The sequence below is a fragment of the Rhodobacter sp. NTK016B genome, from assembly GCF_017303295.1.
Taxonomy (GTDB): Bacteria; Pseudomonadota; Alphaproteobacteria; order Rhodobacterales; family Rhodobacteraceae; genus Pararhodobacter.
Window position 1 is genome coordinate 1 of sequence record NZ_JAFKOK010000010.1, and the last position, 15,453, is coordinate 15,453.

Consider the following 15,453-nt stretch of genomic DNA (forward strand, 5'->3'; position numbering starts at 1 on the left):
CTCACCCCCGGGATATTTCCGGAACAAAGATGCGCGGTTAACAAAAGCCTGCCGCGCCATCTTTGTTCCCCAAATATCCCAGGGGGTCCGGGGGAGGATCCCCCGACTTCGGGACCAACAGACACCAAAGCACGCCCGGGCGGTCAGGGCGCGAGCAGTTTCAGGGGATCGTAACCGATCCCGCCATGGCCGAAGACCGTTTCAGGTAGCGTTTCGGGCTTGAAGCGCCGGTCCCGGAGTTCCGCTTGGGTCACCCGGCGCTGGCGATTGACCACGCCCTCGGTATCCATCCACGTGCCCTTCGGCATCGCCAGCACAGTTGCGCGGAAACAGATGTCGATCTGATCGACAGCGCGTGCGGGATCGTGGAACTCGTTGACGAGGCAAGTTGACGAGGCAAGGAGCGCCCACGCGGATGGCGATGCCGGTTTCCTAAGGCACCTCGCGGATCAGGGTCCCGGTCCCCGAGGCCCCGGGTTCGGCGCCGCCGCCCGGGGCGCACCACAAGTCGCTTTGATCCCCCGGATAGGCGTTCACGATCAGCAGACGCCCCGCGCGCAGGATCAGCGCGCGCACAGCCAGCCGGATCGGTCTTGTCCCTCGCGTCATCGTGTCCCCGTCCCGCCCCATGTCACCCCTCGTCACTCTCGTGCATCGCTGCGCGGCGGCCTATAGTCGCGCCATGCGACAGCTTATTGTGATCCTGTTCCTTGCCCTGCCCCTGCCCGCGCGCGCCGATTGCGTGGTGCTTCTGCACGGGCTGGCACGCTCTGAGGCCTCGATGCTGATCCTGCAGCAGGTGCTGGCCTATCACGGCTACCGCGTCATCAACGAGACCTATCCCTCGGATGACGCGCCGATCGCCGAGCTGGTGGGCTATGTCGGGCGCTCGGCGCGGCAATGCGGGATGGAGCGGATGCATTTCGTCACCCATTCGCTGGGCGGCATTCTGGTGCGCGCGTGGCTGGCGCAGGGGCATCCGCCCAATCTGGGACGGGTGGTGATGCTGGCCCCGCCCAACCATGGCAGCGAGATCGTCGATGCGATCCGCTCGAACGAGTTTCTCGACGAGGTTGCGACCTTCCTCAACGGCCCCGCGACGGTCCAGCTGGGCACGGGCGCCGATTCTGTCCCCAACCAGCTGCCGCCCGTCGATTTCGAGCTGGGCGTGATCGCGGGAGATGTGCCGATCAACCCGTTCGGGGCGGCAATGATCGGCGCGCGGTCGGACGGCACGGTCTCGGTCGCCAGCACGATGGTAGAAGGGATGCGCGATCACGTCACGGTTAATGCCTCGCATACGCTGATCATGATGAATCCGCTCGCCATGGCCGAGGTGCTTGAATTCCTGCGCAACGGCGTGTTCGATCACGGCATCACGCTGGGGGCGGCCTTTCGCAAGCTGGCACAGCGCGAACCCGCCTGAGCGGGGGTTTACCGGGATCATCGGTCGGGGAAGGAACAGCATGACGATCCGCATCGCGATGTGGTCCGGGCCGCGCAACCTGTCGACGGCAATGATGTATGCCTTCGCCGCGCGGGGCGATTGCACCGTCAGTGACGAGCCGTTCTACGCCGCCTATCTGGCGCGGACCGGGCTTGAGCACCCGATGTGCGCAGCGGTGATGGCAAGCCAACCGCAGGAGGCGGTGCAAGTCTCGCAGGATTTGCAGGCCGATACCGATCAGCCGCTCTGGTATCAGAAGCACATGACCCAGCACATGCTGGACGGCGTGCCGCTCGACTGGATGGCCACCTGCCGCCACGCGTTCCTGATCCGCCACCCGGCGCGGGTCGTGGCGTCCTATCTGCAAAAGCGCGAGCGCCCCGATCTGGCCGAACTGGGGTTCCAGCGGCAGGTCGAACTGTTCGACCGCGTGGCGCAGCAGGCGGGCACAGCGCCGCCGGTGCTGGATTCGACCGCGCTCAGGGCCGATCCCGAGGCCAAGCTGCGCGCGCTCTGCACCGCGCTGGGGATCGGCTGGCGCGCGAATATGTTGCACTGGCCCGCCGGGCCGAAACCCTATGACGGGGTCTGGGCCGCGCATTGGTACAACGCCGTCCACCGCTCGACCGGGTTCGAGGTCGCCGAGGGGCCGCTGCCGCAACTCGATGATTGGGGCGCGCGGTTGGCCGAGGCGGCCCTGCCCGCCTATCGGGCGATGGCCGCCCACGCGCTCTAGCCGCCCTCGCCTAACGCGCGGCTTCGTGGCAGGATGGCGTCATGCGTGATGCCTTTCCGGACCAGCTCGACCGCATCGTCTCTGCCCTGCCCTTGCGCGCGGCGGGGTTCATCGTGACGCTCTATGGCGACGCGGTGGTGCCGAGGGGTGGCGAGGTCTGGATCGGCACGATCATCGAAACCTGCGCCATGGTCGGGATTTCCGAAACGCTGGTGCGCACCGCCGTCTCGCGGCTGGTCGCGGCCGGGCAGCTTGAGGGCTGGCGGCGCGGTCGGCGCAGTTTCTACCGTCTGAGCGACGCCGCGCGGGCCGAGTTCGACGCAGCGTCGCGCCTGATCTACGGCCCGCCCGAGCCGTGGTCGTGGCGTTTCATCCATCTGCCCGAGGGCGAGGCCGAAACCCGGATGGTTCAGCTTGAGCGGCAGGGTTATGCGCGGCTGAAGCCGACACTGGCGGTCGGGCCCGCGCGCGGCGCGCCGCCCAAGGGCCTGCTGAGTTTCGACGCCGTTCCCACAAGCGCCGAACCGCTGCTGGCCGATTTCGCCGCGCAAGCCTGGGATCTGCCCCCCCATGCTGCCGCCTATCGCACGCTGATCGGCCATTTCGCGCCGCTCGAAACCGGCGAGCCCGGCGACGGGGCGCAGGCGCTCACCGCGCGACTGCTTCTGGTCCATGGCTGGCGCCACGCGCTGTTGCGCGACCCGCGCCTGCCGCCCGAGGCCTTGCCCGCCGATTGGCCCGGCCATGCCGCGCGGGCGCTGTTCCACCGGCTCTACGCCGCGCTCACGCCGCTGGCTGATTCGCACATCGGGCATCGCTTCGAGGGCGCGCAGGGATTGCTGCCAACCGCAGCCGGACCCCGGCCCGGCGCAAAGATCGAAGCGGGTCAAAGACTTGGCGGCGAGGTACGCCGCACCGGCTGATATGTCACAAGACGACAGAGAAAACGAATTGATTTGTGACACGTCAGCGCCTATACAGTGACCGAACGGTCAGCCATTAGGGAGGAGCTGATGTCCGAGGCTTTCATCTGCGATGCGGTCCGCACGCCGATCGGGCGCTATGGTGGCGCGCTGTCGGCGGTTCGCGCCGACGATCTGGCTGCCGCCCCCCTCAAAGCGCTGATCGACCGCCATTCCGGCATGGACTGGTCGGCCATCGACGACGTGATCTATGGCTGCGCCAATCAGGCGGGCGAAGACAATCGCAACGTCGCGCGCATGGCGGTGCTGCTGGCGGGCCTGCCGGTTTCGGTGCCCGGCACCACGATCAACCGGCTCTGCGGCTCTGGCATGGACGCGGTGGGTCAGGCGGCCCGCGCGATCCGGGCGGGCGATGCCGACATGATGCTGGCCGGCGGCGTGGAAAGCATGTCGCGCGCGCCTTTCGTCATGCCCAAGGCCGACGCCGCCTTCAGCCGCGCCAATGCCGTCTATGACACCACGATCGGCTGGCGCTTCGTCAACAAGGCGATGGAAAAGGCGTACGGCACCCATTCGATGCCGCAGACCGCCGACAACGTCGCCGCCGACTGGGGCATCAGCCGCGAGGATCAGGATGCCTTCGCGCTGCGCTCGCAGCAGGCCTGGGCCAAGGCACAGGCGGCGGGTCTTTTTGCCGATGAAATCGCGCCGGTGACGATCCCGCAGCGCAAGGGCGATCCCCGGGTCGTCGATACCGACGAACATCCCCGCCCCGACGTGACGCCCGAACAACTGGCAAAGCTGCGCGGCGTGAACGGCGCCGACCTGACGGTGACGGCGGGCAATGCCTCTGGCGTCAATGACGGGGCTGCGGCGACGATCATCGCCTCGGAAGCCGCCGCCCGCGCGCAGGGCCTGACCCCGCGTGCGCGGATCGTCGGCATGGCCGCCGCCGGGGTCGAACCCCGCGTGATGGGCGTGGGCCCGGTGCCCGCCGTGCGCAAGCTGATGGAACGCACCGGCCTGAGCCTTGATCAGATGGACGTGATCGAGCTGAACGAGGCCTTCGCCGCCCAAGGGCTGGCGGTCTTGCGCGATCTGGGGATCGAAGATGCGGATCCCCGCGTTAACCCTCAGGGCGGCGCGATCGCGCTGGGCCATCCGCTGGGCATGTCAGGCGCGCGGCTTGTGGGCACGGCGATGTGGCAGTTGCAACGCAATGGCGGGCGGTACGCCCTGTGTACGATGTGCGTCGGTGTCGGTCAGGGCATCGCGCTGGTTATGGAACGCGTTTGATCCACACCCCCGGTTGAGACCGGGCCGGAGTCAAAGGCCAAAAGCAAAGGAAAGACCCATGTATGCACAAATGGTGAAGTCCGAAGCCACCGATGAAGATCCCGCGAAACTCGCCGCCTTTCAGGCGCGTATCGATGCGGGGGAACGGATCGAGCCCAAGGACTGGATGCCCGAAGGCTATCGCAAGACGCTGATCCGCCAGATCGGCCAGCACGCGCATTCGGAAATCGTGGGCCAGCTGCCCGAAGGCAACTGGATCACCCGCGCGCCCACGCTGGAACGCAAGGCGATCCTGCTGGCCAAGGTGCAGGACGAGGCGGGCCATGGTCTGTATCTGTATTGCGCGGCGGAAACGCTGGGGATCTCGCGCGACGAGCTGACCGAGCAATTGCTGTCGGGGAAGATGAAGTATTCCTCGATCTTCAACTATCCCACGCTCAGCTGGGCCGATATCGGCGCGGTGGGCTGGCTGGTCGATGGCGCGGCGATCATGAATCAGGTGCCGCTGCAGCGGACCTCGTTCGGACCCTATAGCCGGGCGATGATCCGGATCTGCAAGGAAGAGAGCTTTCACCAGCGGCAGGGCTACGACCTGATCCGCAAGATGGCCGAAGGCACGCCCGAGCAGAAGGCGATGGCGCAGGATGCGCTGAACCGCTTCTGGTATCCGTCGCTGATGATGTTCGGCCCGTCGGACAAGGATTCGGTGCACTCGACCCAGTCGATGGCGTGGAAGATCAAGATCAACACCAATGACGAGCTGCGCCAGAAATTCGTCGACCAGACGGTGCCGCAGGCCGAGTTCCTGGGCCTGACGATCCCCGACGAGCACCTGAAATGGAACGAGGACAAGGGCGGCTACGATTTCTCCGAGCCGGACTGGAACGAGTTCTACGAGGTCCTCAAGGGCAACGGCCCGTGCAATGCCGACCGGATGGAAGCCCGCACCCGCGCCTGGCGCGACGGGGAATGGGTCCGCGACGGGTTGATGGCGCATGCGCGCAAACAGACATCGCGCCGGGTGGCCGCGGAGTAAGCGGGGGTTTCGCACCCCCGCACCCCCGCGGAGTATTTCACGCAGAATGAAAGGGCTTTAGCCATGTCCAGCGAATGGCCGCTTTGGGAAGTCTTCATCCGGGGTCAGCACGGCCTCAACCACCGTCACGTCGGCAGCCTGCACGCGCCTGATGCCGAGCTGGCGATCCGCCATGCGCGCGACGTTTATACGCGGCGCAACGAGGGGGTCTCGATCTGGGTCGTGCCCTCGGCGCAGATCACCGCCTCGGCGCCGTCCGAGAAGGGGCCGCTGTTCGAGCCGGCGAATGACAAGGTCTACCGCCACCCCACCTTTTACGACATTCCCGATGAAGTGGGGCATATGTGATGGCCCCCTCATTGTCTGACGTCATGACGCCCGATGCCGCCGCCCTCGCGGCCGCGCAAAAGGGTGAGGGGCGCGCGCCGCTGAAAGCGGGCTCGCCCGAGCACGACCTGTTCACCGGCCTGACAAGACTGGGCGATAACTGCCTGATTCTGGGACATCGCGTTTCGGAATGGTGCGGTCATGCGCCGGTCTTGGAAGAGGATATCGCGCTGGCCAATATGGCGCTGGACCTGATCGGCCAGACGCAGCTCTGGCTGGGTCTGGCGGGCGAGGTCGAGGGGCGCGGGCGCGATGCCGACGCGCTGGCCTTCCGCCGCGACGGATGGGACTTTCACAACATCCTGCTGGTCGAGCGGCCGAATGGCGATTTCGGCCAGACCCTTATGCGGCAATTCCTGTTCGATGCCTGGCACGCGCCGATGCTGAAGGCGCTGGAAGGCTCGTCGGACGACCGCATCGCCGCCATCGCGCAGAAGGCGGGCAAGGAAGTGGCCTATCACATCGAGCGCTCCGCCGATCTGGTCATCCGGCTGGGCGACGGTACCGAGGAAAGCCACGCGCGGATGCAGGCGGCGCTGGAGGCGTTGTGGGGCTATGCGGGCGAGGCCTTTATCGCCGACGCGGTCGACACACGGCTGGCCGAGGCCGGACTGATGCCGGCGCCCGAAAGCCTGCGCGCGACTTTCGATGAGACCGTCAACGCGGTCTTTGCCGAGGCCGCTCTGACCCGGCCCGAGAGCGATTTCGCGCATAAGGGCGGCAAGCAGGGGCGGCATAGCGAGCATATGGGCCATCTGCTGACCGACATGCAGTGGCTGCAGCGCGCCTATCCGGATGCCAAGTGGTGAGACCCGCGCTGGAACAGGTCTGGGACTGGCTGGGCGAGGTGCCCGACCCGGAAATCCCGGTGATCTCGCTCACCGATCTGGGCATCATCCGCGATGTCGCGTGGGACGATGACACGCTGGTGGTGACCGTGACGCCCACCTATTCGGGTTGCCCGGCCACCAGTGTGATCAATTTCGAGATCGAGAAGAAACTGCGCGACGAAGGGGTCGGCCAGTTGCGGCTTGAGCGGCAACTGACCCCGCCCTGGACCACCGACTGGATCAAGCCGCAAGCCCGCGAGGCGCTGAAGGCTTACGGCATTGCGCCCCCAATCGACGGCACCGCCGCCGATGGCGTGCTGGCGGGGCGGATCAGCCGGTTGAGCGGGCAGAGCAATCTGGCCGTCGAATGTCCGCGCTGCGGATCGACCAAGACCGAAAAGGTCAGCCAGTTCGGATCGACCCCCTGCAAGGCGGCCTATCGCTGCACCGACTGCCTTGAGCCCTTCGATTATTTCAAATGCATCTGAGGTTTTGGACATGGCGCGTTTCCTGCCCCTCGACGTGATCGACGTTAAGAAAGACACCCGCGACGCGGTGGTCGTCACCCTGCGCCCGCGGCCCGAAGATGCCGAGCGCTTCGCCTTCATTCAGGGTCAGTACCTGACCTTTCGCCGCGATTTCGACGGCGAGGAGCTGCGGCGGTCCTATTCGATCTGCGCGGGCCTCGATGAGGGGCTGTTGAAGGTCGGCATCAAGCGCGTCGACGGCGGCGCCTTCAGCACCTGGGCCAACGAGAATCTCGCGCCCGGCGAGACGCTGGAAGCCATGCCGCCGATGGGGAATTTCCACACCGTTCTGGAACCTTCGGCCGGGCGCCATTATCTGGGCTTCGCGGGCGGATCGGGGATCACGCCGGTGCTGTCGATCCTGAAGACCGTGCTGCAGCGCGAGCCGAAAAGCCGCTTCACGCTGGTCTATGCCAACCGCCAGATCAACTCGATCATGTTCCGCGAAGAGCTTGAGGATCTGAAGAACAGCTTCCTCGGGCGGCTGTCGGTGATCCATGTTCTGGAAGCCGAAGGTCAGGAGATCGAGCTGTTCACGGGCCGCGTCGATGCGGACAAGATGACCGCGTTGTTCACCCATTGGGTCGATCCGAAAACGGTCGATACCGCCTTTATCTGCGGGCCCGAGCCGATGATGCTGGCCATTGCCGACAGCCTGCGCGCGCATGGCCTGAGCGACGATCAGATCAAGTTCGAGCTGTTCGCCTCCGGACAGCCCGGCCGCGCCAAGAAAAAGGCCGTAAGCAGCGTCGCCGATACCGGCGAGGCCTGCGAGGCGACCGTCACGCTCGACGGCACCACCCGCACCTTCCGCATGCCGAAATCGGGCGAGAGCCTGCTCGACGCGGCGCTGGGGGCCGATCTGGACGCGCCCTATGCCTGCAAGGCCGGCGTCTGTTCGACCTGCCGCGCCAAGGTGCTGGACGGCGAGGTCGAGATGATGACCAACCACGCGCTGGAAGATTACGAGGTCCGGCAGGGCTATGTGCTGACCTGCCAGTGCTACCCGCTCAGCGACAACGTCGTCGTGAGCTACGACCAGTAACTGCCGCTGCGCCGGACCCTATCGGGGGAGGAGAGACCCATGACCGACGACATGTCCATCGACGATTACCTCGCCCATGGCGGCAAGCTGACCTCGCCGGGCAACGTGCCCGCGCGCTACCGGGGGGAGCTGCTGCGCCTGATGGCCAGCTTCGTCGACAGCGAACTGGCGGCCTCGGCGGGCTTTGCCGACACGATCAACGACGCGCCCGGCATCAAGAGCCGTATCGCCGCCGCTCGGATCACGCTGGAAAAAGCCGATCATGCCGACCGCGTGCTGCAGATCATGGCCGAATTCGGCGTCGATACCGACCGCTACGAAGGCGTCCATCCCTGGGCCGCCCGCCTGCCCCGCGAGGCCGATATCGGAGCCACCCGGCAGGAAGGCGACATGCGGCTGAGCGTGTTCCATTACCCGCTCGAAGGCTGGATCGACGCGGTGGTGATGAACGTGCTTCAGGGGCTGGCCGCCAAGGTGCAGTTCGGCGAGCTGTCGCAAGTCAGCTACCAGCCGCTGGCCGAGGTGTTCCGCGCCGTCGCTCCCGTTGAGGCCCGCCATGCCGAGCTGGGCATCGAAGGGCTTGCGCATATCGCGCAATCCGAGGAAGGCCGCGCCGTCGCCGAAGCCGCGCTGGCCTATTGGCGCCCGCGCGTCGCCACCGGCTTCGGCTCGGAAACCTCGGACCGTTTCGACCGGCTCAAGCGGATGGGGCTGCGCCACCGTCCCAATGCCGATCTCAAGGCCGGGTGGGAGGCGTCCGTGGACGCCACGCTCGCCGATCTCATGCTCTGAAAGGACCCGTCATGACGGATCAGACCCCCATCCGGCTGAAAAGCTATATCTGCGGCGCATGGAACCCGGGCGCGCGCGACGGCCAGCTTCTTCGCGACGCGGGCACCGGCGCACCGGTCGCGACCATCGACGCTTCGGGGATCGATATGGCCGAGGCGCTGGCCTATGGCCGCAAGTCCGGCGCGGCGCTTCGGGCGATGACCTTTCACCAGCGCGCCGAGATGCTCAAGGCGCTGGGCAAGCACCTGTCGGCGCTGAAGGATGAATTCCACGCGCTCTCGCTTGCCACGGGCGCCACGCCCCGCGATGGGATGGTCGATATCGAGGGCGGCTTTCACACGCTGTTCAGCTATTCGGGTCAGGGCCGGCGCGAACTGCCCAATACCCGCACGCTGGTCGAGGGCAATGTCGAGCCCCTGTCCAAGGATGGCAGTTTCTCGGCGCAACATATCCTGACCCCGCTTCAGGGCGTCGCGGTGCATATCAACGCCTTCAACTTCCCCGTCTGGGGGATGCTGGAAAAGCTCTCGCCCACGCTGCTGGCGGGGATGCCCGCGATCGTCAAACCGGCCTCGCAAACGGCCTATCTGACCGAGCTGGTCGTGCGCCGCATCGTCGAATCCGGGATCCTGCCCGAGGGCGCGCTGCAGCTCATCTGCGGCTCGACCGGCGATCTGCTGGATCATGTGACCGAGCAGGATGTGGTGACTTTCACCGGCTCGGCCAAGACCGGGCGGATGCTGCGGACCTCGAAAGCCATCGTCGAGAATTCGGTGCGCTTCACGATGGAGGCCGACAGCCTCAATGCCGCGATCCTCGGCCCCGACGCGGTCGCGGGCACGCCGGAATTCGACCTTTTCGTCAAGGAAGTGGTGCGCGAGATGACGGTCAAGGCGGGGCAGAAATGCACCGCTATCCGCCGCGTCATCGTGCCCCGCGCGCAGGTTCAGGCGGTGACCGAGGCGCTGGAAACCGCGCTGGCCAAGATGGGCGTGGGCCTGCCGGGAGACGAAGGCACGCGGATGGGCGCGCTCGCCTCGATGGCGCAGCGCGACGAGGTCCGCGCGCGCATCCGTGACCTGCAGGCCGAGGCCGAGATCGCGGTGGGCAACCCCGATGCCGTGACGCTGGTTTCGGGCGACCCCGATGACGGCGCCTTCCTGAACCCCGTCGTGCTTTATTGCGACAGGCCGGGCAAAGCGCAGGCGGTCCACGATGTCGAAGCCTTCGGGCCCGTATCGACGCTCATGCCCTATGACGACCTCGGCGAAGCGGTGGTGCTCAGCCAGCGCGGCAAGGGCTCGCTCGCGGCCTCGGTCTTCACCGACTCGCCCGAAGTGGCGGAAGAGGCGGTACTGGGCATGGCGCCCTTCCACGGACGGATCCTGCTGGGCAACCGCGCCTCGGCGAAAACCTCGACCGGCCATGGCGCGCCGTTGCCGAACCTCGTCCATGGCGGACCGGGCCGCGCGGGTGGCGGCGAAGAGATGGGCGGCATTCGCGGCGTGAAACACTTCATGCAGCGCACGGCGGTGCAGGGCACGCCGAAGCTGCTCAGCGCCGTGACCGGCCGCTGGATTGCCGGTGCCCCCACGCGCGATGACAAGCACCCGTTCCGCAAATCGCTGGCCGAGTTGAAGGTCGGCGACCAGATCGTCACCGAAAAACGCGAAATCACGTTGGCCGATATCGAGCATTTCGCGGATTTCACCGGCGACACGTTCTACGCCCATATGGACGAGGACGCAGCAAAGGCGAACCCGTTCTTCGACAGCCGCGTCGCGCATGGCTACCTGATCGTGAGCTTCGCGGCGGGGCTCTTCGTGCAGCCCGATCCCGGCCCGGTGCTGGCCAATTACGGCGTCGACAACCTGCGTTTCCTGACCCCGGTCTATCCCGGCGACGTGCTGGGCGTGCAGCTGACCTGCAAGGAAATCAACCCGCGCGAAACCGCCGATCACGGCGAGGTGCGCTGGGATTGCGTCGTCACCAAGCAGGACGGCAGCCCGGTCGCGCAATACGACGTACTGACCATGGTGGCCAAGACCTGGCCTGCGTGAGCGCCCGCGTGAAGACGCCCGACCGCGCGCCCGGTGGCGCGGTCGCCTGAGTATTTCAAGCAGAGTGAGGGGGCTTAACGCTTTCTTAAGCCCCATCTTTAATCTCTATATATCCTCGGGGGTGTCCAGAGGGGGCAGACGGCCCCCTCTGGCCCGCACCCGCCGCCAGAGCCGCCCGTCAAGGACCAAGAGCCCCAGCGCGATCAACGCCATGCCCGCGACATGGCGGGGGGCGAGCGCCTCGCCGAGAAAGGCGATGCCCAGTGCCACGGCGCTGACGGGCACGAGAAAGGTCACGAGAAACGCGTTGACCGCGCCCGCGCTGGCGATGAGGTGGAAATACAGCCCATAGGCGCAGGCCGTCGACAGCACGGCCAGTCCCAGAAGCGCGGCCATGACCGGCAGGGGCGGCAGCGACAGCATCCAGGGCCGGTCGATCAGCGCGACCAGCGGCAAGAGGATCAGCGTCGCGCAGGCCAGTTGCCCCAGCGCCAGCGACAGCGGCGCGAGTCCCATCGCCTTGAACCGCCGCGCCCAGACGCCGGCCAGCGCATAACTGAGCGCGGCGCAGAGACAGGCGCCCTGCGCCCACAGCGCGCCGCCATCGCTGGCATGTCCCAGCATCACCGCGACGCCCGCAAAGCCGGTCAGCACGCCCAGCGCCTTGGGCCAGCTCAGGCGTTCGTCCTGTGTCGCCAGGTGCGCCACCACCACGCCCCAGAGCGGTGTGGTCGCGTTCAGGATCGAGGCCAGCCCCGACGATATCTGCCCCTGCGCCACGACATAGAGCGAGAAGGGCACAACATTGTTGAGAAACCCCATCACCAGAAGCGCGGCCCAGACCGCCCGCCCGCGTGGCAGAGCCACCCCGAGCGCGGGCAGCGCGAACGCCAGAACCAAGGCGGCCAGCCCGACACGGATCAGCACGATGGTCAGGGGCGGCAGCCACGGTACGGCCACGCCCACGAAAAAGAACGATCCGCCCCACAGGACGGAGAGAAGGATCAGGCTCAGCCAGTCTTTGCCGGACATCGGGGTCTCCCTTGCGTGTCGGAACACCCTGCCCGCTCCGGGTCGCGCGGGACGACCCGGATGTTGCGCAAAGTCAGTTGTCGCGGGTCCAGGTCTGGTCGCGGCAGATGAACAGCACGCAGCCCGCCACGATCAGCCGATCCCCTTCCAGATCCATCCGCGAGCGATAGGTCTGGTCGCGGTCGGGTGCATAGATCTGCCCGTCACGGTATTCGCCATTGCCGTGCGGCTCCATGTCCCAGACGATCTGGCGGCCATTATTGGGCGATTGCAGCGCATTGCCCCCGCCGTCATAGCTTTCGATCAGCGTCCCGCAAAGCGTGTTGCCGCACATCGATATCTGGATGACGCCGTAATTGCCGTTATCGTCGGGCTGGGTGCGCCAGCGGCCCTCGGCCGGATCGGCGAGCGCGGCTGATGCGCTCAGGGCCAGCCCGGCGGCAAAGGCGAGAATCGCGGTTTTCATGCTAAGTCCTCCCGTTTTCGCGCAGCATCCTCCAGCACCGGGTTTCTGGCAAGCATCGCGTCGCGTCGCGTCAGTCCCCGCGCATCGCTTCGGCGATCACGGCCATGTCGTCTGCGGTGATCTCGAACAGGCCGTAGCGGAAGGGCGCGCCCCAATGCGGTCCGCCGAAGGACAGGTGTTCCAGCAAGGGCCGGATCGGCGCGTCCTGCGTCGCCTGCCAATGCACATCGCGGCGAAACGCCGTGTCGCCATTCCCCATCTCGCCGCGATAGATCGGGCCGTCGGCCACCACGCCGAGGGCGGTGAAGGCCTGCCGTTGCTCGCCGCCGCGCATCTGCTGCCGGGGCGAGTAATAGACCACCCTATCGCCGGGACGGAGGCGCCGCAGGGGCGCCTCCTTGCCGTGGTTAACCTGCATGAAGCCGCCCTGCCGCCCGACGGCGACGTGATCGGCCGAGGCCACGGCGATCCAGTTGCGCGGGCTCATTGCGGGTTCGCCGCGGGCACGTAGACGCGCAGGCGGTGGCCGTCGGGATCGGCCAGCATGAAGGCCTGACCGAAAGGCAGCGCCATGACCGGGTGCAGGATCGTCGCCCCCTGCCCCGCCAGACGGTCGTGCAGCGCGGTGAGCGCGGGCAGGTCCGGGGCCACGGCGTTAAGCTCGCTCGCGCCGGGCTGCGCGTCGCCTACCGGCGGCTGGACCTCGCTGCGGCGCCACAGGCCAAGGCGCGCGCCGTCGCCCAGCTTGAGCATGGTGAAATCGGCGGCCTCGTAGAGCACGGGCGCGTTTAGCGCATCGGCGTAGAACGCGGTGCTCGCCGGGATGTCGGTGACATACTGGATGACCATCGGGGTGGACTGCATGGAAGCCTCCTTGAGTTGCGATGGCGTCTGTGTCGCAGAGGGCTGTGTCAGCTTCTGTCAGCAGCGTTGCGGATCTTGCGCTCGGTCTCGGTCCAGTCGCGCATCAGCGCCGCGCGGCGCTTGGGGTAGCGGTCGGGCAGGATCGTGCAGGCGGTGATCCGGTCTTCGCGGAAATGGCGATAGCCCTGCCGCAATTCGCACCATGCGATCAGGGTCTGGACGCTTTCGAAGAACCCCATAGCCAGCGGCCAGATCACCCGCTCGCTCTCCGCGCCCTGCAAGCTGCGATAGGCAATGCGCGCCTTGTGTTCCGTGCGCATCGCTTCGCGCAGATCGGCCATGACCGGACTTGCCGCATTGGGCAGTCGCGCGGGCACCAGAAGCGGCGAGCTGTCGACGAAGGCGCGCAACTCCTCGGGCAGTACCGCCCCGATACGACCCAGCGCGGCGCCTGCAGCCCCCGCCAGACCTTGATCGGCGCGCGCCGCGACCAGCCTCGCGCCCAGCACCAGCGCTTCAAGCTCGTCTCGGGTGAACATCAAGGGCGGCAGCAGATAGCCGGGGCGCAGGATATAGCCGATCCCCGCCTCGCCCTCGATCACCGCGCCCTGCGCGCGCAGCGCCTCGATATCGCGGTAGACGGTGCGCAGCGAGGTCCCGGTCTCGTCCGCGATGGCCTGCGCCGCCAGCGGGCGGCGGTGACGCTGCAGGATCTGCAGCACGGCAAGCAGGCGTTCGGAGCGCGTCGTCATGACGGCCGGTGTCGCGCAAGCCGCCCTTTGGAACAAGGGAAAAGCCGCAGAAACCCAGCACGCGGCGCGGATGAAGACATCGTGAGGCCCGTCGCGGCGAATTCGCGCCGAGTGCACCGAGCGGGGGCCTTTACGGCGCGGGGCAAGGGGGCCTATAAGGGCCGCGCTCGCCCCCGCCCTTGTGCGGGGGCCTTTCATGCATTTCGGGACACGCACCACATGTTGGGACTGACTGGCATCTTTTCGTCGGACATGGCGATCGACCTCGGAACGGCGAACACGCTGGTCTACGTCAAGGGTCGGGGCATCATTCTGAACGAGCCATCGGTGGTGGCCTATCACGTCAAGGACGGGCGAAAGCAGGTCCTGGCGGTGGGCGAGGACGCGAAGCTGATGCTGGGCCGCACGCCCGGCTCGATCGAGGCGATCCGCCCGATGCGCGACGGTGTCATCGCCGATTTCGATGTCGCCGAAGAAATGATCAAGCATTTCATCCGCAAGGTGCACAAGCGCTCGACCTTCTCGAAGCCCAAGGTCATCGTCTGCGTGCCCTATGGCGCGACGCCGGTCGAAAAGCGCGCGATTCGTCAGTCGGTGCTGTCGGCGGGCGCGCGGCGCGCGGGGCTTATCAGCGAACCCATCGCCGCGGCGATCGGTGCGGGCATGCCGATTACCGATCCCACGGGCTCGATGGTCGTCGATATCGGCGGCGGCACGACCGAGGTCGCGGTGCTGTCACTTGGCGACATCGTCTATGCCCGCTCGGTCCGCGTCGGGGGCGACCGGATGGACGAGGCGATCATCTCCTACCTGCGGCGCCATCAGAACCTGCTGATCGGCGAATCCACCGCCGAGCGGATCAAGACCACGATCGGCACCGCGCGCATGCCCGATGACGGGCGCGGCAAGGTGATGCAGATCCGCGGCCGCGACCTGCTGAACGGCGTGCCCAAGGAAATCGAGATCACGCAGGGTCAGGTGGCCGAGGCGCTGTCGGAAACCGTGCAAACGATCTGCGAAGCGGTGATGATCGCGCTGGAAACCACGCCGCCCGATCTGGCCGCCGACATCGTCGACCGGGGCGTCATGCTGACCGGCGGCGGCGCACTGCTGGGCGATCTGGATCTGGCCCTGCGCGAGCAGACCGGGCTGATCATCACCGTGGCCGACCAGTCGCTGAACTGCGTCGCGCTGGGCACCGGCAAGGCGCTGGAATACGAAAAGCAACTGCGTCACGCCATTGATTACGAAAGCTGATCC

19 protein-coding genes are annotated in these 15,453 nt (G+C 66.8%); 12 read left to right on the forward strand and 7 right to left on the reverse strand.

Features of this window, described 5'->3' with window-relative positions:
• Positions 1 to 143: 143 nt before the first annotated feature.
• Together JI664_RS24165 and JI664_RS24170 are read right to left on the reverse strand one after the other, a co-directional pair.
• Positions 144 to 308, reverse strand: coding sequence for a hypothetical protein (locus tag JI664_RS24165; protein ID WP_349768726.1), 165 nt, complete (start codon positions 306 to 308; stop codon positions 144 to 146).
• Between the two features lie 124 nt (positions 309 to 432).
• Entirely contained in the window at positions 433 to 609 is a 177-nt protein-coding gene (locus JI664_RS24170) for an NUDIX domain-containing protein (RefSeq protein ID WP_349768727.1), read from the reverse strand.
• Between the two features lie 73 nt (positions 610 to 682).
• Between JI664_RS24170 and JI664_RS13765 the strand changes: the two genes are divergently transcribed.
• The 11 genes from JI664_RS13765 to paaZ all read left to right on the forward strand — a co-directional run bounded on the left by JI664_RS13765 (position 683) and on the right by paaZ (position 11,079).
• The gene (locus JI664_RS13765; protein WP_207014340.1) at positions 683 to 1,426 is read left to right on the forward strand and encodes an alpha/beta hydrolase; all 744 of its coding nucleotides are present in this window, start codon (positions 683 to 685) and stop codon (positions 1,424 to 1,426) included.
• Between the two features lie 40 nt (positions 1,427 to 1,466).
• Entirely contained in the window at positions 1,467 to 2,183 is a 717-nt protein-coding gene (locus tag JI664_RS13770; RefSeq protein ID WP_286174099.1) for an HAD family hydrolase, read from the forward strand.
• A 41-nt stretch (positions 2,184 to 2,224) separates the two neighbouring features.
• Positions 2,225 to 3,106 (forward strand): PaaX family transcriptional regulator C-terminal domain-containing protein, encoded by an 882-nt coding sequence (locus JI664_RS13775; protein ID WP_207014341.1) that lies wholly within the window; start codon positions 2,225 to 2,227, stop codon positions 3,104 to 3,106.
• Positions 3,107 to 3,196: 90 nt separating this feature from the next.
• The gene (pcaF, locus tag JI664_RS13780) at positions 3,197 to 4,402 is read left to right on the forward strand and encodes a 3-oxoadipyl-CoA thiolase (RefSeq protein WP_207014342.1); all 1,206 of its coding nucleotides are present in this window, start codon (positions 3,197 to 3,199) and stop codon (positions 4,400 to 4,402) included.
• Between the two features lie 58 nt (positions 4,403 to 4,460).
• Complete coding sequence (paaA, locus tag JI664_RS13785) at positions 4,461 to 5,438, forward strand: 1,2-phenylacetyl-CoA epoxidase subunit PaaA (RefSeq protein ID WP_207014343.1); 978 nt, start codon at positions 4,461 to 4,463, stop codon at positions 5,436 to 5,438.
• A gap of 63 nt (positions 5,439 to 5,501) precedes the next feature.
• A complete protein-coding gene (gene paaB / locus JI664_RS13790; protein ID WP_109534056.1) occupies positions 5,502 to 5,786 on the forward strand; it encodes a 1,2-phenylacetyl-CoA epoxidase subunit PaaB in 285 nt (94 codons plus the stop codon).
• 128 nt (positions 5,787 to 5,914) lie between these two features.
• On the forward strand, positions 5,915 to 6,634 hold the full coding sequence (paaC, locus tag JI664_RS13795) for a 1,2-phenylacetyl-CoA epoxidase subunit PaaC (RefSeq protein ID WP_414707739.1): 720 nt from the start codon (positions 5,915 to 5,917) through the stop codon (positions 6,632 to 6,634).
• The gene (gene paaD / locus JI664_RS13800; protein WP_349768728.1) at positions 6,628 to 7,143 is read left to right on the forward strand and encodes a 1,2-phenylacetyl-CoA epoxidase subunit PaaD; all 516 of its coding nucleotides are present in this window, start codon (positions 6,628 to 6,630) and stop codon (positions 7,141 to 7,143) included. Before paaC ends, paaD begins: the two co-directional genes overlap by 7 nt.
• 10 nt (positions 7,144 to 7,153) lie before the next feature.
• Positions 7,154 to 8,227: a 2Fe-2S iron-sulfur cluster-binding protein gene (locus JI664_RS13805; RefSeq protein ID WP_207014346.1), complete on the forward strand. Its 1,074-nt coding sequence runs from the start codon at positions 7,154 to 7,156 to the stop codon at positions 8,225 to 8,227.
• A 39-nt stretch (positions 8,228 to 8,266) separates the two neighbouring features.
• The gene (locus tag JI664_RS13810) at positions 8,267 to 9,019 is read left to right on the forward strand and encodes a Phenylacetic acid catabolic protein (protein WP_207014347.1); all 753 of its coding nucleotides are present in this window, start codon (positions 8,267 to 8,269) and stop codon (positions 9,017 to 9,019) included.
• Positions 9,020 to 9,030: 11 nt separating this feature from the next.
• Positions 9,031 to 11,079, forward strand: coding sequence for a phenylacetic acid degradation bifunctional protein PaaZ (paaZ, locus tag JI664_RS13815; protein WP_207014348.1), 2,049 nt, complete (start codon positions 9,031 to 9,033; stop codon positions 11,077 to 11,079).
• A gap of 105 nt (positions 11,080 to 11,184) precedes the next feature.
• Here the strand turns inward: paaZ and JI664_RS13820 are convergent, their stop codons facing one another.
• The 5 genes from JI664_RS13820 to JI664_RS13840 all read right to left on the reverse strand — a co-directional run bounded on the left by JI664_RS13820 (position 11,185) and on the right by JI664_RS13840 (position 14,193).
• Positions 11,185 to 12,111, reverse strand: coding sequence for a DMT family transporter (locus tag JI664_RS13820; RefSeq protein ID WP_207014349.1), 927 nt, complete (start codon positions 12,109 to 12,111; stop codon positions 11,185 to 11,187).
• A 73-nt stretch (positions 12,112 to 12,184) separates the two neighbouring features.
• A complete protein-coding gene (locus JI664_RS13825; RefSeq protein WP_207014350.1) occupies positions 12,185 to 12,577 on the reverse strand; it encodes a DUF2147 domain-containing protein in 393 nt (130 codons plus the stop codon).
• Positions 12,578 to 12,647: 70 nt separating this feature from the next.
• Positions 12,648 to 13,064 carry an EVE domain-containing protein gene (locus tag JI664_RS13830; RefSeq protein ID WP_207014351.1) on the reverse strand — a complete coding sequence of 139 codons (417 nt, stop codon included), beginning with the start codon at positions 13,062 to 13,064 and terminating at the stop codon, positions 12,648 to 12,650.
• Entirely contained in the window at positions 13,061 to 13,441 is a 381-nt protein-coding gene (locus JI664_RS13835) for a VOC family protein (RefSeq protein WP_207014352.1), read from the reverse strand. Before JI664_RS13835 ends, JI664_RS13830 begins: the two co-directional genes overlap by 4 nt.
• Before the next feature lie 47 nt (positions 13,442 to 13,488).
• On the reverse strand, positions 13,489 to 14,193 hold the full coding sequence (locus JI664_RS13840; RefSeq protein WP_207014353.1) for a helix-turn-helix transcriptional regulator: 705 nt from the start codon (positions 14,191 to 14,193) through the stop codon (positions 13,489 to 13,491).
• A gap of 219 nt (positions 14,194 to 14,412) precedes the next feature.
• Here JI664_RS13840 and JI664_RS13845 point away from each other — a divergent pair, with 219 nt between their 5' ends.
• Positions 14,413 to 15,450: a rod shape-determining protein gene (locus JI664_RS13845; protein WP_109534045.1), complete on the forward strand. Its 1,038-nt coding sequence runs from the start codon at positions 14,413 to 14,415 to the stop codon at positions 15,448 to 15,450.
• Positions 15,451 to 15,453 lie beyond the last annotated feature (3 nt).

Bases quoted from the DNA above. Each gene is read 5' to 3' on its own strand.
- JI664_RS13825 (WP_207014350.1), bottom strand. From the start codon at position 12,577: ATGAAAACCGCGATTCTCGCCTTTGCCGCCGGGCTGGCCCTGAGCGCA.
- paaA (WP_207014343.1), top strand. From the start codon at position 4,461: ATGTATGCACAAATGGTGAAGTCCGAAGCCACCGATGAAGATCCCGCG.
- JI664_RS24170 (WP_349768727.1), bottom strand. From the start codon at position 609: ATGACGCGAGGGACAAGACCGATCCGGCTGGCTGTGCGCGCGCTGATC.
- JI664_RS13835 (WP_207014352.1), bottom strand. From the start codon at position 13,441: ATGCAGTCCACCCCGATGGTCATCCAGTATGTCACCGACATCCCGGCG.
- JI664_RS13830 (WP_207014351.1), bottom strand. From the start codon at position 13,064: ATGAGCCCGCGCAACTGGATCGCCGTGGCCTCGGCCGATCACGTCGCC.
- pcaF (WP_207014342.1), top strand. From the start codon at position 3,197: ATGTCCGAGGCTTTCATCTGCGATGCGGTCCGCACGCCGATCGGGCGC.
- paaB (WP_109534056.1), top strand. From the start codon at position 5,502: ATGTCCAGCGAATGGCCGCTTTGGGAAGTCTTCATCCGGGGTCAGCAC.
- JI664_RS24165 (WP_349768726.1), bottom strand. From the start codon at position 308: ATGCCGAAGGGCACGTGGATGGATACCGAGGGCGTGGTCAATCGCCAG.
- JI664_RS13775 (WP_207014341.1), top strand. From the start codon at position 2,225: ATGCGTGATGCCTTTCCGGACCAGCTCGACCGCATCGTCTCTGCCCTG.
- JI664_RS13810 (WP_207014347.1), top strand. From the start codon at position 8,267: ATGACCGACGACATGTCCATCGACGATTACCTCGCCCATGGCGGCAAG.
- JI664_RS13820 (WP_207014349.1), bottom strand. From the start codon at position 12,111: ATGTCCGGCAAAGACTGGCTGAGCCTGATCCTTCTCTCCGTCCTGTGG.
- JI664_RS13805 (WP_207014346.1), top strand. From the start codon at position 7,154: ATGGCGCGTTTCCTGCCCCTCGACGTGATCGACGTTAAGAAAGACACC.
- JI664_RS13845 (WP_109534045.1), top strand. From the start codon at position 14,413: ATGTTGGGACTGACTGGCATCTTTTCGTCGGACATGGCGATCGACCTC.
- JI664_RS13770 (WP_286174099.1), top strand. From the start codon at position 1,467: ATGACGATCCGCATCGCGATGTGGTCCGGGCCGCGCAACCTGTCGACG.
- JI664_RS13765 (WP_207014340.1), top strand. From the start codon at position 683: ATGCGACAGCTTATTGTGATCCTGTTCCTTGCCCTGCCCCTGCCCGCG.
- paaZ (WP_207014348.1), top strand. From the start codon at position 9,031: ATGACGGATCAGACCCCCATCCGGCTGAAAAGCTATATCTGCGGCGCA.
- JI664_RS13840 (WP_207014353.1), bottom strand. From the start codon at position 14,193: ATGACGACGCGCTCCGAACGCCTGCTTGCCGTGCTGCAGATCCTGCAG.